This window comes from Microcella sp. (assembly GCF_033763155.1).
In the GTDB taxonomy this organism is placed as follows: domain Bacteria; phylum Actinomycetota; class Actinomycetes; order Actinomycetales; family Microbacteriaceae; genus Microcella.
In genome coordinates, this window is record NZ_JANRKZ010000221.1 from 1 (window position 1) to 21,251 (window position 21,251).

General features: G+C 66.8%; 17 protein-coding genes and 1 pseudogene. 6 read left to right on the plus strand and 12 right to left on the minus strand.

What is annotated here, in order from left to right:
* Window positions 1-844, plus strand: a pseudogene (locus tag SFU54_RS09445) (glycogen debranching enzyme); the annotation flags it as partial.
* A gap of 64 nt (window positions 845-908) precedes the next feature.
* On the plus strand, window positions 909-1,403 hold the full coding sequence (gene ybaK, locus SFU54_RS09450; protein WP_319016028.1) for a Cys-tRNA(Pro) deacylase: 495 nt from the start codon (window positions 909-911) through the stop codon (window positions 1,401-1,403).
* A gap of 79 nt (window positions 1,404-1,482) precedes the next feature.
* Here the strand turns inward: ybaK and glgP are convergent, their stop codons facing one another.
* Window positions 1,483-4,035 carry an alpha-glucan family phosphorylase gene (glgP, locus tag SFU54_RS09455; RefSeq protein ID WP_319016029.1) on the minus strand — a complete coding sequence of 851 codons (2,553 nt, stop codon included), beginning with the start codon at window positions 4,033-4,035 and terminating at the stop codon, window positions 1,483-1,485.
* A 275-nt stretch (window positions 4,036-4,310) separates the two neighbouring features.
* Between glgP and SFU54_RS09460 the strand changes: the two genes are divergently transcribed.
* Together SFU54_RS09460 and glgB are read left to right on the plus strand one after the other, a co-directional pair.
* Window positions 4,311-6,272 carry an alpha-1,4-glucan--maltose-1-phosphate maltosyltransferase gene (locus tag SFU54_RS09460; RefSeq protein ID WP_413466597.1) on the plus strand — a complete coding sequence of 654 codons (1,962 nt, stop codon included), beginning with the start codon at window positions 4,311-4,313 and terminating at the stop codon, window positions 6,270-6,272.
* Window positions 6,272-8,473, plus strand: coding sequence for a 1,4-alpha-glucan branching protein GlgB (gene glgB / locus SFU54_RS09465; protein ID WP_319016030.1), 2,202 nt, complete (start codon window positions 6,272-6,274; stop codon window positions 8,471-8,473). The genes SFU54_RS09460 and glgB overlap by 1 nt, the downstream gene beginning before the upstream one ends.
* Before the next feature lie 171 nt (window positions 8,474-8,644).
* Here the strand turns inward: glgB and SFU54_RS09470 are convergent, their stop codons facing one another.
* Both SFU54_RS09470 and SFU54_RS09475 read right to left on the minus strand, forming a co-directional pair.
* Window positions 8,645-9,565: a tetratricopeptide repeat protein gene (locus tag SFU54_RS09470; RefSeq protein WP_319016031.1), complete on the minus strand. Its 921-nt coding sequence runs from the start codon at window positions 9,563-9,565 to the stop codon at window positions 8,645-8,647.
* Window positions 9,565-11,430 carry a hypothetical protein gene (locus tag SFU54_RS09475; RefSeq protein WP_319016032.1) on the minus strand — a complete coding sequence of 622 codons (1,866 nt, stop codon included), beginning with the start codon at window positions 11,428-11,430 and terminating at the stop codon, window positions 9,565-9,567. Before SFU54_RS09475 ends, SFU54_RS09470 begins: the two co-directional genes overlap by 1 nt.
* A 295-nt stretch (window positions 11,431-11,725) precedes the next feature.
* On the opposite strand from SFU54_RS09475, the gene SFU54_RS09480 reads away from it, so the two are divergent.
* Window positions 11,726-13,384 (plus strand): DivIVA domain-containing protein, encoded by a 1,659-nt coding sequence (locus SFU54_RS09480; protein WP_319016033.1) that lies wholly within the window; start codon window positions 11,726-11,728, stop codon window positions 13,382-13,384.
* Between the two features lie 30 nt (window positions 13,385-13,414).
* Window positions 13,415-14,476 (plus strand): AI-2E family transporter, encoded by a 1,062-nt coding sequence (locus SFU54_RS09485; RefSeq protein ID WP_319016034.1) that lies wholly within the window; start codon window positions 13,415-13,417, stop codon window positions 14,474-14,476.
* Here the strand turns inward: SFU54_RS09485 and SFU54_RS09490 are convergent, their stop codons facing one another.
* The 9 genes from SFU54_RS09490 to SFU54_RS09530 form a co-directional block, all read right to left on the minus strand.
* Entirely contained in the window at window positions 14,477-15,190 is a 714-nt protein-coding gene (locus SFU54_RS09490) for an alpha/beta fold hydrolase (protein ID WP_319016035.1), read from the minus strand.
* Window positions 15,187-15,504 carry a hypothetical protein gene (locus SFU54_RS09495; RefSeq protein WP_319016036.1) on the minus strand — a complete coding sequence of 106 codons (318 nt, stop codon included), beginning with the start codon at window positions 15,502-15,504 and terminating at the stop codon, window positions 15,187-15,189. The genes SFU54_RS09490 and SFU54_RS09495 overlap by 4 nt, the downstream gene beginning before the upstream one ends.
* A gap of 11 nt (window positions 15,505-15,515) precedes the next feature.
* Window positions 15,516-16,151 carry a lytic transglycosylase domain-containing protein gene (locus SFU54_RS09500; RefSeq protein ID WP_319016037.1) on the minus strand — a complete coding sequence of 212 codons (636 nt, stop codon included), beginning with the start codon at window positions 16,149-16,151 and terminating at the stop codon, window positions 15,516-15,518.
* Between the two features lie 70 nt (window positions 16,152-16,221).
* The gene (locus SFU54_RS09505; RefSeq protein ID WP_319016038.1) at window positions 16,222-16,776 is read right to left on the minus strand and encodes a DivIVA domain-containing protein; all 555 of its coding nucleotides are present in this window, start codon (window positions 16,774-16,776) and stop codon (window positions 16,222-16,224) included.
* Window positions 16,777-16,880: 104 nt separating this feature from the next.
* Window positions 16,881-17,888, minus strand: coding sequence for a phosphatidate cytidylyltransferase (locus tag SFU54_RS09510; RefSeq protein ID WP_319016039.1), 1,008 nt, complete (start codon window positions 17,886-17,888; stop codon window positions 16,881-16,883).
* Complete coding sequence (gene frr, locus SFU54_RS09515) at window positions 17,889-18,443, minus strand: ribosome recycling factor (RefSeq protein WP_319016040.1); 555 nt, start codon at window positions 18,441-18,443, stop codon at window positions 17,889-17,891.
* A gap of 45 nt (window positions 18,444-18,488) precedes the next feature.
* The gene (locus SFU54_RS09520) at window positions 18,489-19,361 is read right to left on the minus strand and encodes a DMT family transporter (protein ID WP_319016041.1); all 873 of its coding nucleotides are present in this window, start codon (window positions 19,359-19,361) and stop codon (window positions 18,489-18,491) included.
* Window positions 19,362-19,442: 81 nt separating this feature from the next.
* The gene (locus SFU54_RS09525; RefSeq protein WP_319016042.1) at window positions 19,443-20,699 is read right to left on the minus strand and encodes a hypothetical protein; all 1,257 of its coding nucleotides are present in this window, start codon (window positions 20,697-20,699) and stop codon (window positions 19,443-19,445) included.
* A 77-nt stretch (window positions 20,700-20,776) separates the two neighbouring features.
* Window positions 20,777-21,251 (minus strand): UMP kinase (locus SFU54_RS09530; protein ID WP_319016043.1); only part of this gene is annotated, 475 nt, incomplete at its 5' end.

The following is a 21,251-nucleotide window of genomic DNA, read 5'->3' on the forward strand; positions in this document are numbered from 1 at the left end:
CGGCACCGCCCCCGAAGGAATCGGCTCGCTCGCGCGGCGCATGACCGGCAGCGCCCACGTCTTCGCGCATGACCGCGGTCCCCTTGCGAGCGTCAACTTCATCACCGCGCACGACGGCTTCACGGTTGCCGACCTCACGGCCTACAACGGCAAACACAACATCGGCAACGGTGAAAACAACCGTGACGGCACCGATAACAACCGCTCGTACAACTTCGGCGTGGAAGGCCTCACCGACGACCCGGCCATCACGACCGCCCGTCGCAAGGCCATGCGCAACCTCATGGCGACGCTGTTGCTCAGCGCGGGCATGCCCATGATCACCGCGGGTGACGAGGTGGGGCGCAGCCAGCGAGGCAACAACAACGCCTACTGCCACGACAGCGAACTCACGTGGCTCGACTGGAACCTCGAGGGCTGGCAACACGACCTGCGCCGGGTTGTTCAGCGCCTGTTGCAGTTGCGACGCGAAAACCCCGCGCTGCGTCCCGTTCGCTATGGCCGCTGGGGCGAGACGGTGCCGAACGCGACGCAAATGGACTGGTTCAACAAAGAGGGCCTGGGCATGACGATGGAAGACTGGGATTCGCCCGCCGAGCGAACCCTGCAATACCTCGCGGCGTCGACACCCGAGTTTGAAGAGTTCAACCGCATCTTGCTCATCGTGCACGGCATTGACGAAGCCACCGAGGTCACGTTGCCCGCGCACGAGGGTGTCGACGGCTACACCCTGCTCTGGGATAGCTCGCACGACGACATCAGCGACCTGGTGAGCGAGCACGTTCCGGGCGAGACGCTCGCGGTGGGGCCGACGTCAATGCTGCTGTTCCGCGCGCACGGCTAAGTGGAGGCGGCGCGATGAGTAGGCACGGCTCTGCACTGGTCGGCACAGCACTGGTCGCGGCACCGTGAGCAAAGGCAGTTCGGCGTCGGGGCCCGGCACACCTGCCACCGTCGCGCTCGTGGCGGCGGGCATCCCGTTTACCGCCCACACCTACGTTCACGACCCCGCGGCCACCAACTACGGCCTCGAAGCGGCCACCGCCTTGAATCTCGACCCCGACCGCGTCTTCAAGACCCTGCTCGCCGAGGCTGACGGGCGACTGGTCGTGGGCATTGTTCCGGTCACGGGGATGCTCGATCTCAAGCAACTCGCCGCCGCCGTCGGCGCCAAACGTGCCGTCATGGCCGACCCTGCCGTGGCCGAACGCAAGACGGGATTCGTCGTCGGAGGCATCTCGCCCATCGGCCAGAAGACGGCCTTGCCCACGGTGCTCGACGAAACCGCCGCGCTGTGGGACACGATCTACGTTTCGGGCGGGCGTCGCGGCTTCGACATCGAACTCGCGCCCGATGACCTGCTCAGCATTACGGGCGGCCAGCTGGCAGATATTGCCCGCTGACCGCCCGTGAGTGCGTGATTGCTGAATTCGCGACCGCGGAGTTCGCGACCGCTCAGTTCACGACCGCGGAGAGCGCTGACTAGTGCGCCACCGCGACCAGGCCGAGCTCGGCCGGGTTGGCGAGCAGAGCGTGCCGCGGAGTCACGCGCACGTTGTAGCCGAATGATCCCGAGCGGCCGAGCGGCACCGTGCCGACGAACGTCGCGGGCTGGCCCAGTTCGTGCTCGGCCAGTTCGAGCGGCTGGCGGTGAACATCCACGAGGTCATCGCCATTGCGGGCGCGACCAAAGGCGACCTCAACGAGCACGTCGTCGGGCGAGAGGCCCGCGAGCTGCACGTGCGCGCGCACGTTGAGCTCGTCGCCGACCTGGGGCGACTGCACGCCGCCCGACTCGACGTGCGTGACCGAGACGTGCGGCCATTCGGCGGCCACGCGCGACTTCCACGCGGCGAGCTCGCGCGCCGGGCGGTTGCCGTCGGCCGTGATCGCGCGCTGAGCGTGCGCGGCGGGCACGTAGAGCCGCTCGACATACTCGCTCACCATGCGGTCGGCCGAGAGCTCGGGCGAGAGGGTCGCGAGCGTGTGGCGAATGTTCTGCAGCCAGCGCTTCGGCAGGCCGTCGGCATCACGGTCGTAGAAGCGCGGAGCGATCTGGTGCTCGATAAGGTCGTACATCGCCTCAGCCTCGAGCTTGTCGCGCTCAGCACCGTCGCCCGCGGCGTCGGCGGTCGGAATCGCCCAGCCGTTCTCGGCGTCGTAGTACTCGTTCCACCAGCCGTCGAGAATCGACAGGTTGAGCGAGCCGTTGAGGGCCGCCTTCATTCCGGATGTTCCACACGCCTCGAGCGGACGCAAGGGGTTGTTCAACCAGATGTCGGTGCCCGGGTAGAGCAACCGCGCCATTCCGATGTCGTAGTTGGGCAAGAACACGATGCGGCGACGCAGCTCGGGCTCAGAGGCGAACTGGACGAGCTTTTGAATCAGCGCCTTGCCGCTGTCGTCGGCGGGGTGCGACTTGCCGGCGATCACGAGCTGCACGGGGCGCTCGGGGTGCGTCAGCAGCGCGCGCAACCGCTCGGGGTCGTGCAGCATGAGGGTGAGGCGCTTGTAGGTGGGCACGCGGCGAGCGAAGCCGATCGTGAGCACGTCGGGGTCGAGAATCTCGCCCATCCAGCTCGGGGCAGCAACGCCCGGGTTCTGCTCGGCCCATGCGGCCGTCACACGCTGACGTGCATCGGTGACCAGCTGCTGACGCATCGCGCGACGCACCGACCACAGGTCGCCGTCGGTGATCGCCTCAGAGTTCCAGTCGCACGACGAGGTCTCGTAGGTGCCGAGCTTGCTCTTGGCGAGCGCCACCATGAGCGGGTCGGTCCACGTGGGGGCGTGCACGCCGTTGGTCACCGAGGTGATCGGCACGTCGTCCTGATCGAAGCCCTCCCACAGCGCACCGAACATGCCGCGTGAGACATCGCCGTGCAGCTTGCTCACGCCGTTGGCCCGCTGGGCGAGGCGCAGACCCATGACCGCCATGTTGAAGACGGCGGGGTCACCCCCCTCGTAGTCTTCGGTGCCGAGCGGCAGCACATCGGCGGCCGAGACTCCGGGAAGCAAGTCGGTCGAGAAGTAGCGCTCGATGAGGTCGCCATCGAAGCGGTCGATGCCGGCCGGCACGGGAGTGTGGGTCGTGAAGAGCGTGCCGGCGCGAACGATCTGCAGCGCCTCGGTGAACGAGAGGCCCTCGGCGATGAGGTCGCTGATGCGCTCGAGGCCCAAGAAGCCCGCGTGGCCCTCGTTGGTGTGAAAGACCTCGGGTGCGGCCGTGCCGCTGAGGTCGACATAGCGCTTGATCGCGCGCACGCCGCCGATGCCGAGCAGCAGCTCTTGCAGCAAGCGGTGCTCGCCGCCGCCGCCGTAGAGGCGGTCGGTGACGCCACGCAATTCATCGTTGTTGTCGTGAATGTCGGTGTCGAGCAGCAGCAAGACCACGCGACCAACCTGCATCTGCCACACGCGAGCGTGCAGGGCTTCGCCACCCGGAAGGCTCAGCGTCACACGAACGGCGCTGCCATCGTGCTCGCGCAACACCTGCATGGGCAGGCCATCGGGGTCGATGAGCGGATAGGTCTCTTTCTGCCAACCGTCGCGGTCGATGGCCTGGCGGAAGTAGCCGGCACGATAGAAGAGACCGACACCGATGAGCGGAAGACCGAGGTCGCTCGCGCTCTTGAGGTGGTCACCGGCGAGAATGCCGAGACCGCCCGAGTACTGCGGAATCGCCGAGGCGATTCCGAACTCGGGCGAGAAGTAGGCGATTCGTGCGGGGGCGTCGGGCAGCGACTGGTACCAGCGCGGCTGCTCGAGGTAGGCCGTGAGGTCGGCGCGCAGCGCTTCTGCCTCGGCCATGAACGACTCGTCTGCGGCGAGCTCGATGAGGCGCTCGGGGTCGACGGCGCCGAGAAGCGCGACGGGGTCGTGGTCGAGGGCATCCCAGCGCTCGGGGTCGATGCGCGCAAAAAGCGCCTTAGTGGGTTCGTGCCACGACCACCGCAGGTTGGCGGCGAGCGCCGACACGGCGCCCAGCGACTCGGGCAGAACGGTACGAACGGTGAATCGGCGGATCGCCTTCACTCTCATCACTCCTCGGCGTTGGGGGCGTGGTGGGGGTACCCCAAGCACCCCACTCTAGGCGAGCAGAACACCAATAGGGAACCGGTTCCAGAAAGCGCGTCGAGAGAACCCTCACCGCCCCCTAGACACCGGTTGCACGCTCGACGACATCGGCGGCACGCCCGACGGCGCACACCTGCCACGCAAGACGCGCGGGCCCGGCGTATGGTCACTATGTGGCATCGACGCAGACCTCGCCCTTCACCCACCGCATTGGGCGCATCCCGATTCGCTATTTGAGCCCCCAGCAGCCCGAGAACCGCTGGCCGAGCACCGCGTTCGTCAGTGAAGTCGTGCCGTTCGCGGCGACCGTGTTTCGCGAGGGTCACGATGCCCTCGGCGCCGAACTCGTGCTCACGATGCCCGATGGCACGGTCGAGCGCCACACGCTCACGCAGGGTGCTCCCGGCACCGACCGCTGGCACGTTGACGTTGCGCTGACGCAGGCCGGCACGCACACCTGGCACGTTGAGGCCTTCGCCGATGACTGGGCGACGTGGTTGCACGCGGCATCGGTCAAGATCGCGGCGGGCGTGGATGTTGAACTCATGTTGCTCGAAGGCGCCCAGTTGCTCGCCCGCGCGGCGGCCCTCGCCGTCGATACTCCCGCGGCGGCCGTGCTCACTGACGCCCGCTCGGTCATGCGGAAGATGACACTGACCCCAGCAGCCCGCCTCGCGGTCGCGAACGATGCGCGCGTCGCCGCGGCCCTCACGGCCCATCCCCTGCGCAGCCTGCTGACCCGCAGCGAGCAGCTCGTCATTCGCGTCGAGCGCACGCGCGCTGCCGTGGGCAACTGGTACGAGTTTTTTCCCCGGTCAGAGGGCGCCAAGCAGCGCAAAGACGGGTCGTGGCAGAGCGGCACGTTTGCGACCGCAGCCAAGCGACTGCCCGCGATCGCAAGCATGGGCTTTGACGTGGTGTACCTGCCGCCGATTCATCCGATCGGCCGCATCAACAGAAAGGGCCCCAACAACACGTTGACGCCGGGGCCGCATGACCCCGGCAGCCCGTGGGCGATTGGCTCGAGTGAAGGCGGGCACGAGGCCGTGCATCCCGATCTCGGAACCGTCGCTGATTTCGAAGCGTTTGTCGCGACGGCGGCCAAGAACGGCATCGAGATCGCCATTGACCTGGCTCTGCAATGCGCGCCCGACCACCCGTGGGTCACTGAACACCCCGAGTGGTTCACGACGTTGCCCGACGGCTCGATTCGCTACGCCGAAAACCCGCCGAAGAAGTACCAAGACATCTACCCGCTCAACTTCGACAATGACCCCGAAGGGCTCGCCCACGAGGTGTTGCGCATTGTGCGCTTGTGGATCTCGCGCGGCGTGCGCATCTTCCGCGTCGACAACCCGCACACCAAGCCCCTGCACTTCTGGGAGTGGTTACTGCACGAGGTCAACACCGAATACCCCGATGTGGTGTTTCTCGCCGAGGCCTTCACGCGACCGCCCATGATGCAAGCGCTCGCCGGGGCGGGCTACCAGCAGTCGTATACCTACTTCACGTGGCGCAACACCAAGCCCGAGCTCGAGACGTATCTCACCGAACTCAGCCACGAGTCGAGCGCATACTTGCGCCCGAATCTCTTCGTGAACACCCCCGACATCCTCACCGAGTATCTGCAATTCGGCGGCGTTCCGGCCTACAAGATTCGTGCGGCGATCGCCGCGACCGCGAGCCCGACCTGGGGTGTCTATAGCGGTTACGAGCTCATCGAGAACATTGCGCGCCCGGGCAGCGAAGAGAACATCGACAACGAGAAATACGAGTACAAGCCGCGTGACTGGGCCGCTGCCGAAGCGGCCGGCAAGTCGATCGCGCCGTACATCACGACGCTCAACCGCATCCGTTCTGAGCACCCTGCCTTGCGGCAGTTGCGCAACCTTCACGTGCACGCGAGCGACGACGAGGCGATTCTCGTCTACTCGAAGGTGCTACCCGGCCGGTTTGTACGCAGCGGTCGCACCGACGGCATCATCGTCGTCGCCAACGTCGACCCGCACTCGGCGCGCGCGACCACGGTGCACCTTGACCTGGCCGCACTGGGTCTTGCGCCGGGCGCCACGTTCGACGTGAAAGACCTGATTACGGGCGACCGTTTTCGCTGGGGAGCCGACAACTATGTGCGGCTCGACTCGTTCGTCGAACCCGTGCACATTCTGCGCATCGAATACCCGAAGGGCACCTGATGGCCGAGAAGAAGACGTCGCCGAGCACGACACCGGGCACCCCGCCGGCGCTGCACCCCGACCATCGACGTGCACTCGTCGAGGGTCGACACCCGCAACCGCACGCGGCACTCGGGCAGCACCCCATCGACGGTGGCTGGCTCGTCCGCGTGATTCGGCCGCTCGCCGCGTCGGTCACGGTCGTGCGCGCCGACGGCTCGGAACACGCGCTCGCGCACGATGCCGACGGTCTGTGGCACGGCGTTCTGCCGGGAGGGCCCGACGAGGGTCAGGCCTATAGTGTGCGCACGACCTACGACGGCGGACCCGACTGGCACACCGATGACCCCTATCGCTTCGTGCCGAGTGTCGGCGAGGTTGACCTCTACCTGTGGGCCGAGGGCCGGCACGAGCAGCTCTGGCACGTGCTCGGCGCGCACCACCGTGCCCACGAAGATGTCGACGGCACGAGCTTCAGCGTGTGGGCGCCCCATGCCCAGGCCGTGCGCGTCGTCGGTGACTTCAACAGCTGGAGCGGCCTCGGCCACGCCATGCGTCGCCTCGACGACAACGGGGTGTGGGAGATCTTCGTCCCGGGGCTCGGAGCCGGGTCGACCTACAAGTTCGAAATTCTGACGGCCGATGGGACCTGGGTGGTGCGCGCCGACCCGATGGCGCGCTACACCGAGACTCCCCCGGCCACGGCATCCGTCGTCGGCGACTCGCACTACGCCTGGGGCGATGGCGAGTGGATGGCGAGCCGTGCGGCTCGCAACCCGCACAACGCGGCCATGAGCGTCTATGAGATGCACCTCGGCTCGTGGCGCCCCGGCCTCGGGTATCGCGACATCGCCGACCCGCTCATCGACTACGTCACGCAGCTCGGATTCACCCACGTCGAATTCATGCCGCTCGCCGAACACCCCTACGGGCCATCGTGGGGCTACCAGGTGACGGGCTACTTCGCCCCGACGTCACGCTTCGGGCACCCGGATGACCTCCGGTACCTCATCGACCGGCTGCACCAGGCCGGCATCGGCGTCATCATGGACTGGGTGCCCGCGCACTTTCCGAAAGACGAGTGGGCGCTCGGTCGGTTCGACGGCGTGGCTCTGTATGAGCATCCCGACCCGCGACGCGGTGAGCACCCCGACTGGGGCACCTACATCTTCGACCTCGGCCGCAGCCAAGTGCGCAACTTTCTCGTCGCCAACGCGCTGTATTGGCTCGAAGAGTTTCACATCGACGGCCTGCGCGTCGACGCCGTCGCGAGCATGCTTTACCTCGACTATTCGCGTTCTGACGGTCAGTGGCTGCCCAACGTGCTCGGGGGGCGCGAAAACCTCGAAGCGATCGCGTTCTTGCAAGAGGCGACCGCGACCGCCTACAAGCGTGTGCCCGGCATCGTCATGATCGCCGAAGAGTCGACGTCGTGGCCGGGCGTCACGAAGCCCACGAGCGAAGGCGGCTTGGGCTTTGGCATGAAGTGGAACATGGGGTGGATGCACGACACCCTGAGCTACGTGGCCCGCAACCCCATGTGGCGCTCGCACCACCACAACGAGATCACCTTCAGCTTCTTGTACGCGTTCAGCGAGAACTTCATGCTGCCCATCAGCCACGACGAGGTCGTGCACGGCAAGGGGTCGCTGCTCGCCAAGATGCCCGGTGACCAGTGGCAGAAGCTCGCGAACGTTCGCGCGTATTTGTCATTCATGTGGGCGCACCCCGGCAAGCAATTGCTCTTCATGGGCCAAGAGTTCGGGCAGCCGAGTGAGTGGAGCGAAGAGCGCGGCCTCGACTGGTGGATTCTTGACCAACCCGTGCACCGCGGGCTGCACCACCTCGTGAGCCAGCTCAACCGTGTGTATCGCGAGACGCCCGCACTGTGGGAGCTCGACAACTCGCCCGAGGGCTTTTCGTGGCTCGAGGGTGGCGACGCTGGCAACAACGTCATCGCCTTTGAGCGTCGTGACGCGCACGGTGCCCCCCTCGTGGGCGTGTTCAACTTCAGCGGCAACCCGGTTGGGCCCTACCGCCTGCCGCTGCCGTCAGCGGGTACGTGGCGCGAAGTCATCAACACCGACGCCGAAGAGTTCGGCGGATCGGGAGTGGGCAACTATGGCAGCGTGCACGCGACCGACACCCCGTGGGGTGGGCGGCCGGCCTCGGTTGAGCTCACGCTGCCGCCGCTCGCGGGGCTCTACCTGCAGCGCGAGTAGCGCCTGCGGCAGTAGGGCAGCGTCGCCGGCGCGCGGCGCGCTCGAGGGGGGTCTCGCCGGAGCCCGGCGCGACCGCGCGAGCTCCCTCGCGATCTCGCGGCGCGATTGCGCGATCTCCCTCGCGGTGGCGCGGCGCGATTGCGCAAGCGCCCCGGAGATCGCGCGACGCGATCAGTACAGCAGCGTCGTGAGGGCGCGGCGCGCGGCGATCGTGCGCGGGTCGTCGGTGCCGACGATCTCGAAATAGTCGAGGAATCGCGTGCGAATCGCGGCCTTGCCCTCGGCGCTCTGGGTCGGGAACACGCGCAACAAGCGAGCGAACGCGTCGTCGACGTGGCCGCCGCTGAGGTCGAGGTCGGCGACCGCGAGTTGGGCATCCACATCATCGGGCTGTGCCGCCGCCGCAGCGCGCACCTCGGCGGCGACGAGGCCGTCGAGTCGCTGCAACAGCAAGACCTGAGCGAGACCCGCCACGGCGAGCTGGTCGCGAGGGTTTTGCGCGATCGCGGTGCGATAGGCGGATGTTGCGGCCGCGTAATCGCCGTCGCTGATCGCGTCGTAGGCCTCTTGATGCAGCGGCGGCAGCGGCGCCTCCGCGGTGTCAGCCTCACTCGGCTCACTGTCGCCAGCCGGGATCACCCCGACAATGCCGTTCTGCGCAGCCAGCTCGAGCACTTGGTCGAGCACCTGGCGCACCTCGGCGTCGCTCGGAATGCCCACGAAGAGCGGCAGTGGCCGCCCGCCCACGAGCGCGACGACGGCGGGCACCTGGTGAATCTGAAATGCCTGGGCCAGTTGCGGGCTCGCGTTGCCATCGACGGTTGCCAGGGCAAGGCGTCCGTCATAGGCGGCAATGATCGAGCCGAGCACGGGGGCAATGCCATCGGCGTAGAACTCGACGATGACGGGAACGGTGCGCGAGAGCTCGACGACATCGCCGAAAGTCGCCTCGTCGACGTCGCGAACGAAGGCCGTTGTTGCCGAGGCTCCCGCCGTCCGCGGCGTTGCCGCAGGCGCGTTGGCCGCGCGCACGAGGCCCGAGAGGTCGACGGCACCGCGGAGTGCGGATCCCGACAGGGTGGGGTCAGCCACTAGATCTCCTTCGCAGCGATGAGTCCTTGCGTGTAGCCCAGCAAGACCACCTGAGCGTCGCTTCCGACAGGGGGCACCGAGAACAGAATCTGCAAACCGTAGGTCGCCTGGATTCCCGTGGTGCTTTGCGCCCGACCCGCGAGCGCGGCGACAGCCGCGGGCGCGTTCACCGCGGCACCGGCTTCGGTAGGTGTCACGCGCTCCGTCTCGGCAATCGTCAGCATGACGAGCGCTCCCCCATCGTTCGTAACGAACGAGAAGATCTCGTGGTCGCCGACGACGTTCGAGAAGGCGATGGCAGCCGTCGTCGGCAAAGCGGCACGTCGAGCAGCCTTCGCTGCCGCACCGATTTGCTCGACCAGGGTGTCGCCCTCGGCCTGGAAGAGATCGAACGATTCGCTCTCTTCGCCCTTCAGGAGCAGATCGGCATAGCCAAGCGCCACATCGTCGGGAGTGACTGATAGCAAGGGTGTCGTGCTCGGCAGGAGGGGGGCGCCGAGCGACGCGGGAGCGACTTCGGGTCGTTCACCGTCTTCGGCGAGCGTCACCGTGATCGCGTAGTGCACTTTGTATTGGCTGCGGGGGTCATCTTGCACCAACAGCAACGCGAGCGGAGGAGTCTGAACCGCTTCGCCCTCAGCGTCTTCGGTGGCGGGGGCTTGCACGATGGCGAACACGCGGCGCGGCCACACATCGCCTTCTTCGGGAAGGCGCTCGGGCAGAATCAGCTGCACATCGCCCGAGGGGATCACCGGCGCAACCGCAAAGTCGGCGACTTTGCTCTTGATCGTGTAGCTCGCCTGCCGCAGTTCGAGGGCAGGGCCGGCCAGGCGCGTCTCGGCGAGAGCAACGTCGCGATCAGCGTCTGCCTGCTCCAGTGTTGATCCCACGCGAGCGACAATGCGCTCGAGCTGGTTCTCGGTCACGGCAACCTCGGGAGTCTCGGCAACATCAGTAGGAGCCGACGTGGGCATGACACTCGTGGCCGATCCAGCACCCGTGCAGCCCGTCAAAATGACCGCGCCGAGGGCGAGCACCGGCAGCAGCGCCACCCGCCGCGCCGCACGGCGACCCTTCGGGCGACCAACGCGCGTGCGGGTCGAGGCGGGTCGATAGCGCGACGGACGAGGCACCTTCGGCATCTTGGGCGACTTGCGGCGCGGACCCCGCTGGCGGCGCATGTGTAGCAAGGCCCACAACAAGAAGAGCAAGCCGATGACGAGAGAGCCCACGCCACCGAGAATCAACACGGTCGAGAACGGTGTGCTGTTGTCGAGCGGCCACGTGATCGACAGCGCCTGCGGCGCCGGCAACGTGCCATCCGACACGACGAGCATCGACACCTCGTCGGGAACGTTGACCGTCAGCCCGAGTTCGCCTTCTCCCTCGAGATCACCGAACCACAAGTCACTGCCCGCGGGGTTGGGCACGATCATTTCTGAGCCGGCGATGCGCTCACTCACGAGGGATGCGGTTTCGTCATCGAACGTGACGAGGTTGTAGGTGGCCGAGCCAACCCACGCGAGCACATCGCTCGTTCGACCGTATGCCGCCACAATCGCATCCGTCTCGGTCGCCGCGTTCGGATCGGCTGTCGGCGCCGTCGTCTCGCCGACAACGGGAGTCTCTGACGACTCAGGCTCTTCTGCGGGCGGGGCCACCACTCCGCCGATGATCTCGAGCGTCTGACGACCGTCATAGGCGTTAAGAGCGGTGCCGTCGATGACGGTGACGGTGGCCGTGGAGTCCAGCTGTAGTTCGGCAGTAACGCGGTCGGGCGGCGCCCACAGAGTGCGCTGGGCAACGCCCAAACCGACGCCCACTACGGCGACAACGAAGAACACGATCGCTACGACAAATCGCACGGGTCTACTCCTCTCGTGCTGGCGCATCGCGGTCAGGGATGACCGCGGCCCAAGAACGTTTCACGGTGGAAACCTCGGTTCGACGCGTCTCGCATCGATCCACCTGCGCTCGACATCGGGCGAGTTCCGTCTTCGGAAGACGGGCGTCCAGCAGAACAAAGACATTCCAGAATAGCCGACGCGCGCTGAAAGGCCCATTTGGCCTGCGTCGAGCGCCGACGCTCGGCCCCGCCGACACCCGGCCGACGACTACACTCGAACCCGATCATCCCCACCCAATACCGGGAGACGGCACGTGGCAGACACTGAGTACGACTTCGGCAGCGAAATGCGCGGCTACAAGCGCGAAGAGGTCGATCGCGCCCTGCAAGAGATTCGCCGCGAACTCATCAAGGCGAATACCGATCGCGCAGAAAGCGCGAAAGAGGTGGGCAGGCTGCAGGCCGTTATCGACGATCTGCAGGCCGAACTCGACGAGGTCGGGCGCCCCACCTACGCGGGACTCGGCTCGAAGCTTGAGCAGACTCTGCGCGTCGCCGAAGAGCAGTCGACGCGCCTCATCAGCCAGGCCGACATTGACGCCGAGAAACTGCGTGCCGCCGCCCAAACCGAGGCCCAGCGCCTGCAGTCAGAAACCGCGGAACGCACCGAGCGCATGGTCGCCGATGCGGCCGCGCGGTCAAGCCAACTGACCGAGGCCGCGAGCCGACAGGCGGAAGAGACGATCGCGCGGGCCCGCGCCGAAGCCGACGCGCTCGTGCAAGAAGCCGTGCGTGAGGCCGCGGCGATTCGCGGTGCCGTCGCCACCGAAGCAGCCGAAGCTCGCGCCACCGCCAAGCGTGAGGCCGCGGCGTTGCGCGCCGAGACCGAGCGTGAACTGGCAGAGCTGCGCGTCGTCGCCGACCGAGAGGTCGCCGAAGCGCGTGAAGCCGCCGGGGCGCTCGCGCGCGACACCGAACAAGCGCGCACGACGTTCGAGAGCGACGACGCCACGCGTCGCGCCCAGCTCGACGCCGACCTTCGCGCGGGCCGCGCTGACCTCGCCGCCGAACTCGCCGCGAGCCGCGAAGAGGTCGAAACAGAATTGGCGCGACGTCAGGCAGAGTGGGATGCCGAAGAGGTGCGTCGCCGCAGCGAGGTCGAGCAACTCGAGGCACGCAGCCGCGCGGCCCTCGAACAGCACATCACCGCAAGCCGCGCATCACTCGAACTCGAGATCGAAGCGGCACGCACCGCCCTCGCCGAAGAACTCGCAAGCGCCCGTGCCGCCGTGGCCAATGAGGTCGCAGATGCTCGAGCACAGGTCGAGCGGGAGGTTGCCGACGCGCGAGCGCTCGCCGAGCGCGAGATCGCGGCCCAGCGCGCGAGCGCCGACGAGTCTGCCGCTGCTCAACGAACGGCCCTCGAGCGCGATGCGGAACGTCAGCGTCGTGCGCTGGCCGACGAAGCGACGGCCGCTCGTGCGCAGCTGAAGCACGAAGCTGACGAACACCGTGCGCGGTTGGCGCGTGAAGCCGAGCAAGCGCGCGTCGACCTCGACGTTGAGCTCACGGCTCGGCGCGACGAGGCAGAGCGCGAATACCTGGTGCGCCAGCAAGAAGCGGTCGCACAGACGCAGAAGTACCTCGATGAGGCCACCGCACAACTCGCAACCGCTCAAGAGCGTGCGAGCGCCGTTCGCGCCGAGTCAGAAGCTCTCGAGCGTGCGGCGAAAGACCAGGCTGAGGCCGTTCGCGCCTCCGCTGATGCGACGGCGCGATCGGTGCTCGAGAACGCCGAAACACGGGCGGCGGCACTGCTGCGTGACGCCGAAGAGCGCACGACGGCCATGGTTGCTGAGGCCGAAGATCGACTGGCCCGCATCCGGGTCGAGCGCGACGCGGTCGCTGGCTACTTCGAAGGACTGCGCGGGGTACTGTCGCAGGCAGAAACTCTCTCGACCCGCGACGAATAACGGCCGATCGAACGGCCCGGAGGACATTCGGTGAAGATTCAGAACGCGTTCCGGCTGGGCATTTTTGGTGGGCTCGGCGTACTCATTGCCCTGCTCATCGGCGGTGCTTTCGCGTCACTCGCGACGATCCTGACCTACATTGGCGCGGCGATCTTCATCGCACTGGGCCTCGACCCGCTGATCTCCTGGCTCGAGTCGCGCAAGTGGCCGCGTTGGGCGGCGATTCTGACCGTGCTCGTCGGCGTGCTGGGCATGTTCGCCGGGCTCGTGTTTGCGATCATTCCGGTCGTCATCGAGCAGTCGAACAAGCTCATCACGCAAGTGACCGAATACGTGACGAATCCGGATGCTCTCGACGAGTTGCTCGCGCAGATTCAAAGCGTCATCCCGGTCGAAGTACTCGACGTTCGCGCGGCTGCCGACGACCTGCTGACCTACCTCACCGACCCCGATAACCTCACGCAAATCGGTGGCGGAGTGCTTGCCGTGAGCGTGTCGATCGCGACGGGCATCTTCGGTGCTCTCATCATCCTCATCCTCACGCTCTACTTCACGGCATCGCTCGGCAGCATCAAGCGTTCGCTCTACCGCCTCGTGCCGCGGTCGCGTCGCGAAAAGTTCATTGGCATCGCCGAGCAGGTGTCGCACGCTGTCGGCCGCTACGTCGTGGGGCAAGTCTCGCTGGCGCTCATCAACGGTGTCGCGAGCTTCATCTTCCTCACCATCATCGGTGCCGCGTATCCGGCGCTGTTCGCCTTCATCGCGTTCTTGTTCTCGCTCGTGCCGCTGGTCGGAACCCTGTCGGGCTCGATCCTCATTGTGGCGACGCAACTGCTCGTGAACCCCGAGTCGACGATCACGGTGATCGCTGCGGGAATCTGGTACCTCGCGTACATGCAGATCGAGGCCTACGTGCTGAGCCCGAACATCATGAACCGCGCCGTCAAGGTGCCCGGCGTTGTCGTGGTCATTGCCGCGCTCATCGGCGGCACTCTGCTCGGCATCTTGGGCGCGCTGATCGCGATTCCGGTCGCCGCGTCGATCATCATCGTGATCAACCAAGTCGTGGTGCCGAAGCTCGAAGAGCGCTAACTACGGCCACTCGTCGGGCAAAGGCAAGACCGCCGGGTTGAGCCGCGCAACGATTTCGGTGAGCACGCGCACGGTCTGGTTTTCACCGACCCACAAGTGTTTTCCGCCGTCAACGGCCACGAACTCTCGCTCGGGCACACTCGCGAAGCGCTCGAGCGCCTCGGGCGGCCGCAAATAGTCGTCGAGCTCGGGAACCACGACCACCAAACGCTTACCGCTCCCCGACCAGGCGGCAACCTCGGCTGCCGAGGTGCGGTGCAGAGGCGGCGAGAGCAGAATCGCGCCGACCACATCGTGCTCGAGTCCGTGCTTCAGGGCTACCTCGGTGCCGAACGACCAGCCGAGCAACCAGGGGTCGGGCAGACCACGCTCAGTGACGAAAGCCATCGCCGCATCCAGATCGAAGCGTTCATCGTCACCGTGACCGAACGACCCGTCGCTCGTTCCTCGGGGCGAGCTCACGCCGCGAAAGTTGAATCGCAGCACGGCGATGTCGGCCAACGCCGGCAGCCGCGCAGCCGCCTTGCGAATGATGTGCGAGTCCATGTAGCCACCCGCTGTGGGCAGCGGGTGCAGGCACACGAGGGTGGCCACGGGGTCGTGACTTTCCGGAACCGAGAGCTCGCCGACGAGCGTCAGGCCGTCTGGTGTGTGTAGCTCGATATCGGTGCGCACGGCAGGCAACACCGTTGCGCTGCGAATCGGGTGGCTCATGGTTCCATCCTCCAGCAGTGAGAGTGCCAGTGGCGCCGATCGGCGAGGTCGGCCTGCTCGCCCATCAGGCCGTCGGCGCGCCAGGCCACGATGTGGGCTTGCCCCACCGGAACCTCGAGACGGCAGCCCGGGCACAGATAGATCTTCTGCGCGGCAACCGCCGAGACCTGCTGAACGTTCCAGGTTCCGCTGCGCTTCTCGACGGTGCGGCGCAGACCGGAGGTAATGCGGTCGAGGTCGAGCGGAGCATCCGTCTCGACCGGGCGCCGTTTGCCGCCGTGGCGGTCTGCGCGCGAACGATTACTGCGGGGCATGGATGCTCTCTCTAGTACCAGCCCACGCGCTGGCTATGCGCCCACGCGCCGCAGGGCGTCTCGTACCGACCGGCAATGTAGCCGAGGCCCCACGTGATCTGGGTGGCGGGGTTGGTCGCCCAGTCGGCACCCGCCGATGCCATCTTGTCGCCGGGCAGGGCCTGGGGAATTCCGTATGCGCCCGAGCTCGCATTGTGGGCGTAGACGTTCCAGCGTGACTCTTTGTTCCACAGCGCGACAAGGCAGTCATATTCAGCGGTGCCCCACCCACGGTCAGCCACCATCGTGAACGCAATCGCCATCGCCGTGCCCGGGTCGGGCACGCCAGCGGCCGGGGCCGTGCCATAGGTCACGACTCGCGAGGTCTGCCACGCGATGCGTTCGATGTCGCTGACATAGTCGTCGGTTGCCATGATCTGTTGCGTCGGTACGGCCTCGCCGGGCGCCATCGTTTCGAGCGCCATCGCGGGCGACTGGTCAGTAATGGCAGCAAGCACGAACGCGAGAGATACGGCCGATGCGAAGACCGGAAGCGACCACGGGGCCCGAACGTGACGCTCGAGCTCCGGTGCGATGGTGCGACGACCGGCGCCCCCTCCCCCGTCGTGGTCACCACGGTCACCGGGGGTGCGAAGGCGCGAAGTCATCGCGGCATGCCGTCCCACAGTTTCGAGAGCCTACCCGACCACTCTCGCGAGTCGCCCGGAGGCACCCCGCTCAGCGAACGGAGAGCATGAGCCCCACGACGGTATCGAGCAGCAGATCAACCTGCGTTTCGTTGTAGCCCCCGTAACGCGATCGGAACGCGATCGTGCGCACCGAGTCGACGGGCAACGCACGGCCGCTCTCGAAATACTGCGAAATGCGGGCGGCAAACGCGTCAACATCGGCGGGGTGATACCCACGGGCGAGAAAGCTCACGCGGCGAAACTTCTTGCCATTGGGCCGAGCAAGTCGGTCGAGAATCTCTTGAGCGGTCGCCCGAGCGCCCGCGTAGTACGCCTCAGAGCCCTGGCGCGCGATGGCCTGGTCACGCTCGCGCGTCGCGAACGCCTCTTCCAGGCGCTCCAGCGCCGCGTCGACGTGCCGAGCGGAATAGCCGTCTTTCCGCACGAGCCGGAAGGCCGTGTGTCGAATCTCGTCACTCGTCAGTTCTGCGTCGAGCTCGGCCGGGGTCGAGAACGCTTCGCGCGCGCGATCGAGAAACGCATCGACCTCGTCGACGTCGTAACCGGGCTTGCCCGAGCGGGCGAGAGGAAATGTCGAAGGCACGACTCTATTCTGCCGCAGTCCCCACACGGCGTGCGCCACCATGGGCGCCCCGCGCCGGCCGCCGCCGGTCCGCACCGAACGGATGCTCGCCCGCGGGAACGAACTCAGCCGAGGAAGGTGAAGATCACGTAAGCCGCGATGGTCGCGGGCAACATCGAGTCGAGGCGGTCAAGAAACCCTCCGTGGCCCGGCAGCCACGTCGAGATGTCCTTGATGCCCAGGTCACGCTTGATGAGCGACTCGGTGAGATCGCCCAGCGTCGCAACCCCAACGAGAGTCACCGCCATGACCAACCCGACCCACCACTGCGTGCCGATCATGAAGACTGCGAGCAAGATGCCGGCGATCGTTGCCGCGACGACCGAACCAGCGAAGCCTTCCCAGGTCTTTTTCGGGCTGATGCGCGGAGCCATCGGGTGCTTGCCAAACAGCACTCCCGAGGCATACGCGCCCGTGTCGATCGCAATGACGACGATGAGGTAGGCGAGAACCCACCACTCACCGCCGGGCTGCGCGGTCATGACGACCGCGAACCCCGCGAGCAGCGGCACATAGCTCAAGACGAAGATGCCCGCGGCAAGGTCGGTGCGCAGCGAGACGCCCGGCTGGCGCATGGCGGGCCGCGCCGTCTCGATGATGCGCCAGAGACTCACGAAGGCGACGCCCGCGAGGAATGCCCACCAGAGTCCGGGGGCACCGAGATAGAACGCCGGCGGGATCACGCCGATCGACGCGATGACGAGCGGAAGGCGCGGAATGTCGCGGCCCGCGAACCGCAGGGCGCTCGCGAGCTCGTAGACGGTAAACGCCACGAGTGCGGCCGCAAACACCATGAACAATTGCTTAATCACGATGAGGCTAAAGAGCAGCGCAAACCCCAACACGAGGCCAAAGAAGATGGCCTTGGTCAGACTGCGACCGGCGCGCGCCTCGATGCGGGCATCCATCTCGCGCGCCTTCGCCTCGAGATCGTGCACTTTGCTTTCGATGTCGTGGATGGCCGCCTCAACCTCATCGCGCGCCGAAGCACCTCGCCCCCAGCGGCGCGGCGAGCGGGCAGGCTTCTGCTCGGCCGCCTCAGCGGCCGATGCGGATTCGGGAGTCTCGGGCATCTAGACCTCGAGCAGCTCGGCTTCCTTCTTCTTCAACGCTTCGTCAGCAGCGTCGGTGGCGCGCTTCGTGATGACCTCAAGCTCTTTTTCGGCGCGGGCCACTTCGTCATCGCCCACCTCGCTCTTGAGCTTGTCGAGGTCTTCTTTCGCCTTACGGCGAATGTTGCGAATGGCGACCTTGCAGTCTTCGGCCTTCTGCTTGACGATCTTCACGTACTCTTTGCGCCGGTCTTCGGTGAGCTCGGGCATGGTCACGCGAATGATTTCGCCGTCGTTGCTGGGGCTCGCCCCGAGGTTCGGAAAGTTGACGATCGCCTTTTCGATCTCTTTCAGCGCGCTCTTGTCATAGGGCGTGATGAGAATCGTGCGCGCCTCGGGGTTCTGCAGGCTTGCGAGTTGCGCGAGGGGCGTGGGAGTGCCGTAGTACTCGACCAAGATCTTCTGAAACAACTGCGGGTTGGCCCGGCCCGTGCGCACGGTCGCGAAATCTTCTTTCGCGACCTCGACGGCCTTGGTCATCTTGTCGGTGGCTTCTGCCAGAACGTCGGCGATCACAGCGGCTCCTTCGGTGGGTCGACCCTGAGTCTAGTGGGCGCGGGCTCAGCCGAGCGCGAGCAGCGCGATGCCCGCGAGCACGACCACGCTGCCGAGAATGCGTCGTGCCGGGTGTGGCTCGCGCAGCAGCAGCCACCCCGCGAGGGCGATGAGCACGACGCTCACCTCTCGCGCGGGTGCCACGATCGAGACGGGTGCGAGCTGGTAGGCGGCGAGCACCGCGACGTAGGCGAGCGGAGACAGAATGCCGACGATCGCCACGGCGACGGGATGCTCACGCGCTGTGCGACCGAGCGCTCCGCGCTCGCGCGCCGCGAGGGGCAGCAGCACGGCCAGCTGCACGACCATGCTCGCCCAGTAGTAGCCCACAGGCTCGAGCTGGGCGCGCGTCACGGCGGCCGCATCCCACAGCGTGTAGGCCGCGATGATGACGCCCACGGCCGCCCCGTAGCGGATGCCCCGCCACCGCCGCGCAGAATCCCCCGCAGCACCCACGCTCGCGCGCGCGCCGGCCGTGCCGATGACGATCACGCCCGCGACGACGAGCCCCGCACCCGCGAGCGTCACGATGCCGGGTCGCTCGCCAAGCAGCAGCACCGCCCCCACGACGCTCAGCAAGGGGCCCGTGCCGCGAGCGAGCGGGTAGACGACGCCGACGTCGGCGAGACGATAGGCCCGCTGCAGCACCAAGAAGTAGGCCACTTGCAAGAGGGCACTGACGACGACGAGCACACCGACCTGGCTGAGATCGAGCGGCTGGGCGATGAGTGCGGGCACGCCGAACGGCGCGAACGCCGCGACGCCCACGGTCAGCGTGAGCGCGATGAACGCCGGCCCGCTGGCGCCCGCGCGCTTGAGCGCGAGGTTCCAGGTGGTGTGCGCGATCGCGGCGAGCGCGATGAGCAGGGCGGCGGTCACCCGCTCAGCCTAGGGTCGGCGAGCAGGCATACCGTCTCGCCGGCGCGTGCGCCGCGTGAGCGATCACTTCGAGTGCGGCAATCAGTCGCGCACGAACTCCAGGCGGAAGTCGCCAATGTACACGTGCTCGTCGCCCGCCATGTCTTTGAAGAACAAGCGCGCCTCGCGGCCCAGCCGCAAACACGTGCGCTTCGCCGCGAGGTCGTCGGGCGAATCGGTCGGCTGCAGCGAGGGGTACCAGAGCGTGTGCCCGGGGCGGTGCACAATGCGCACCGGGGTCGACCACTGCTGCGCGTTGTCACCCTCTCCCAGATCGCGGTTCGGGTTGATCGAGAGAAACAGGCTGTCACCCACCCAGAAACTGCCGTCGACGCGGCCGAGCAGCATGACCCAGCACTCGAGGTGCTCATTCCAGCTGACCGAGGGGCCCCAGTAGTAGAGCTCATCGCCCTGCGAGACCGCACCGCCGCCCTCTGAGGTGGGGATGCGCAAGCTCGCGATCGGCTTCCCCACGCCGTCCCACGGCGCATCGAAGGCGGTGCCGCTCCAGCGCCGCGCGGCGCCATTGGGGTGATCGAGCGCCGAGAGCGGCACGCGCGCCACGCTCACGCACTGCGCCGCCGCTTCGGTCTCTCGATCCCACGTCTCGGCGCTCCACGCGGTCGGGTAGGCGTATTCACCGTAGAACACATAGAGGTGGTCGCCGGAGGCGACGGCGCTCGGGTCGCCGACTCCGCCCGGAAAACAGTTGTTGCGGTTGACCGGGAGTCGGATCATCCGTTCATCGCGGTCTTCAAGCAGGATGCCGTGATTGGTCCAGCTCAGGCCCCCGTCGACCGACTTCATGATGCCGATGCGCGGCACGGCCTGCACCGACTCGGGCCCCGTGAGCCCGGGAGGCCAGTCGTCAGCGCGCAGGCCCTCTCCCGTCGTGGGGTCGAACGGCAGCGTATCGGGGTAGTTCTCGTTGTGGTATAGCGCGTAGAGGGTGCGACCCGTCTCGTCTGAGGGGTCTTGGTAGACCGTCTCGAACCACACGGCGCCATGTAGCCCGGGCTGGCCCGGCGGAGTATTGGGGGGCATCGCGGGCTCGACAAACTCGTCGGGCCGCCGCGAAAACGCCTCGGCCACGGTGGCGCCGTCGGCGTGCTTCAGTTCGTTGGCCTGACCCCAGACGGGGTCCTCGCCATACTTTCCCGGAAAAATGCGAAAGCGATCGCCCACCCACGCGGTTGCCATGTTGCAGTCGACGAAGCTGCCAAAGGTGAAGCGTTCGGTCGGCGTGAGGCGCACGCTGACGCCGGGCACCCCGGTCTCGATCGTGACGGCGTCGGTCATGGATGCTCTCCCGGCAGGTCGTCGGCGGGCGACGCGCTCGCGTCCCTTAGATCATACCTAACCGGTCGAGGGCTCGCTCAGTTCGAGACGCGCGTTCCAATGTGCTCGCCGCGGATTGCCCGCGCGATGTTTCCCCCGGGCTCCATGCCGAAGACGACCATCGGCATGCTGTTGTCCATGCACAGCGAGAACGCCGTGGAGTCGACGACCTTGAGGCCCTTCACGAGCGCCTCTTGGTAGGTGATGGTGTCGAGCTTGCGGGCGTCGGGGTTGCGCCGCGGGTCGTCGCTATAGACGCCGTCGACGCCGTTCTTGGCCACGAGCACTTCGAGCGCCCCGATTTCGAGGGCGCGTTGCGCGGCAACCGTGTCGGTCGAAAAGTACGGCAACCCGGCGCCCGCACCAAAGATGACGACGCGGCCCTTTTCGAGGTGGCGCTCGGCCCGCAGCGGAATGTAGGGCTCGGCCACCTGGGTCATCTGAATCGCCGATTGCACACGCACTTGAGCGCCGGCTTGCTCGAGAAAGTCTTGCAGCGCGAGCGCGTTCATG

Bases quoted from the DNA above. Each gene is read 5' to 3' on its own strand.
- SFU54_RS09510 (WP_319016039.1), bottom strand. From the start codon at position 17,888: ATGCCCGAGACTCCCGAATCCGCATCGGCCGCTGAGGCGGCCGAGCAG.
- SFU54_RS09495 (WP_319016036.1), bottom strand. From the start codon at position 15,504: ATGCCCCGCAGTAATCGTTCGCGCGCAGACCGCCACGGCGGCAAACGG.
- SFU54_RS09525 (WP_319016042.1), bottom strand. From the start codon at position 20,699: ATGACCGACGCCGTCACGATCGAGACCGGGGTGCCCGGCGTCAGCGTG.
- SFU54_RS09500 (WP_319016037.1), bottom strand. From the start codon at position 16,151: ATGACTTCGCGCCTTCGCACCCCCGGTGACCGTGGTGACCACGACGGG.
- glgB (WP_319016030.1), top strand. From the start codon at position 6,272: ATGGCCGAGAAGAAGACGTCGCCGAGCACGACACCGGGCACCCCGCCG.
- SFU54_RS09490 (WP_319016035.1), bottom strand. From the start codon at position 15,190: ATGAGCCACCCGATTCGCAGCGCAACGGTGTTGCCTGCCGTGCGCACC.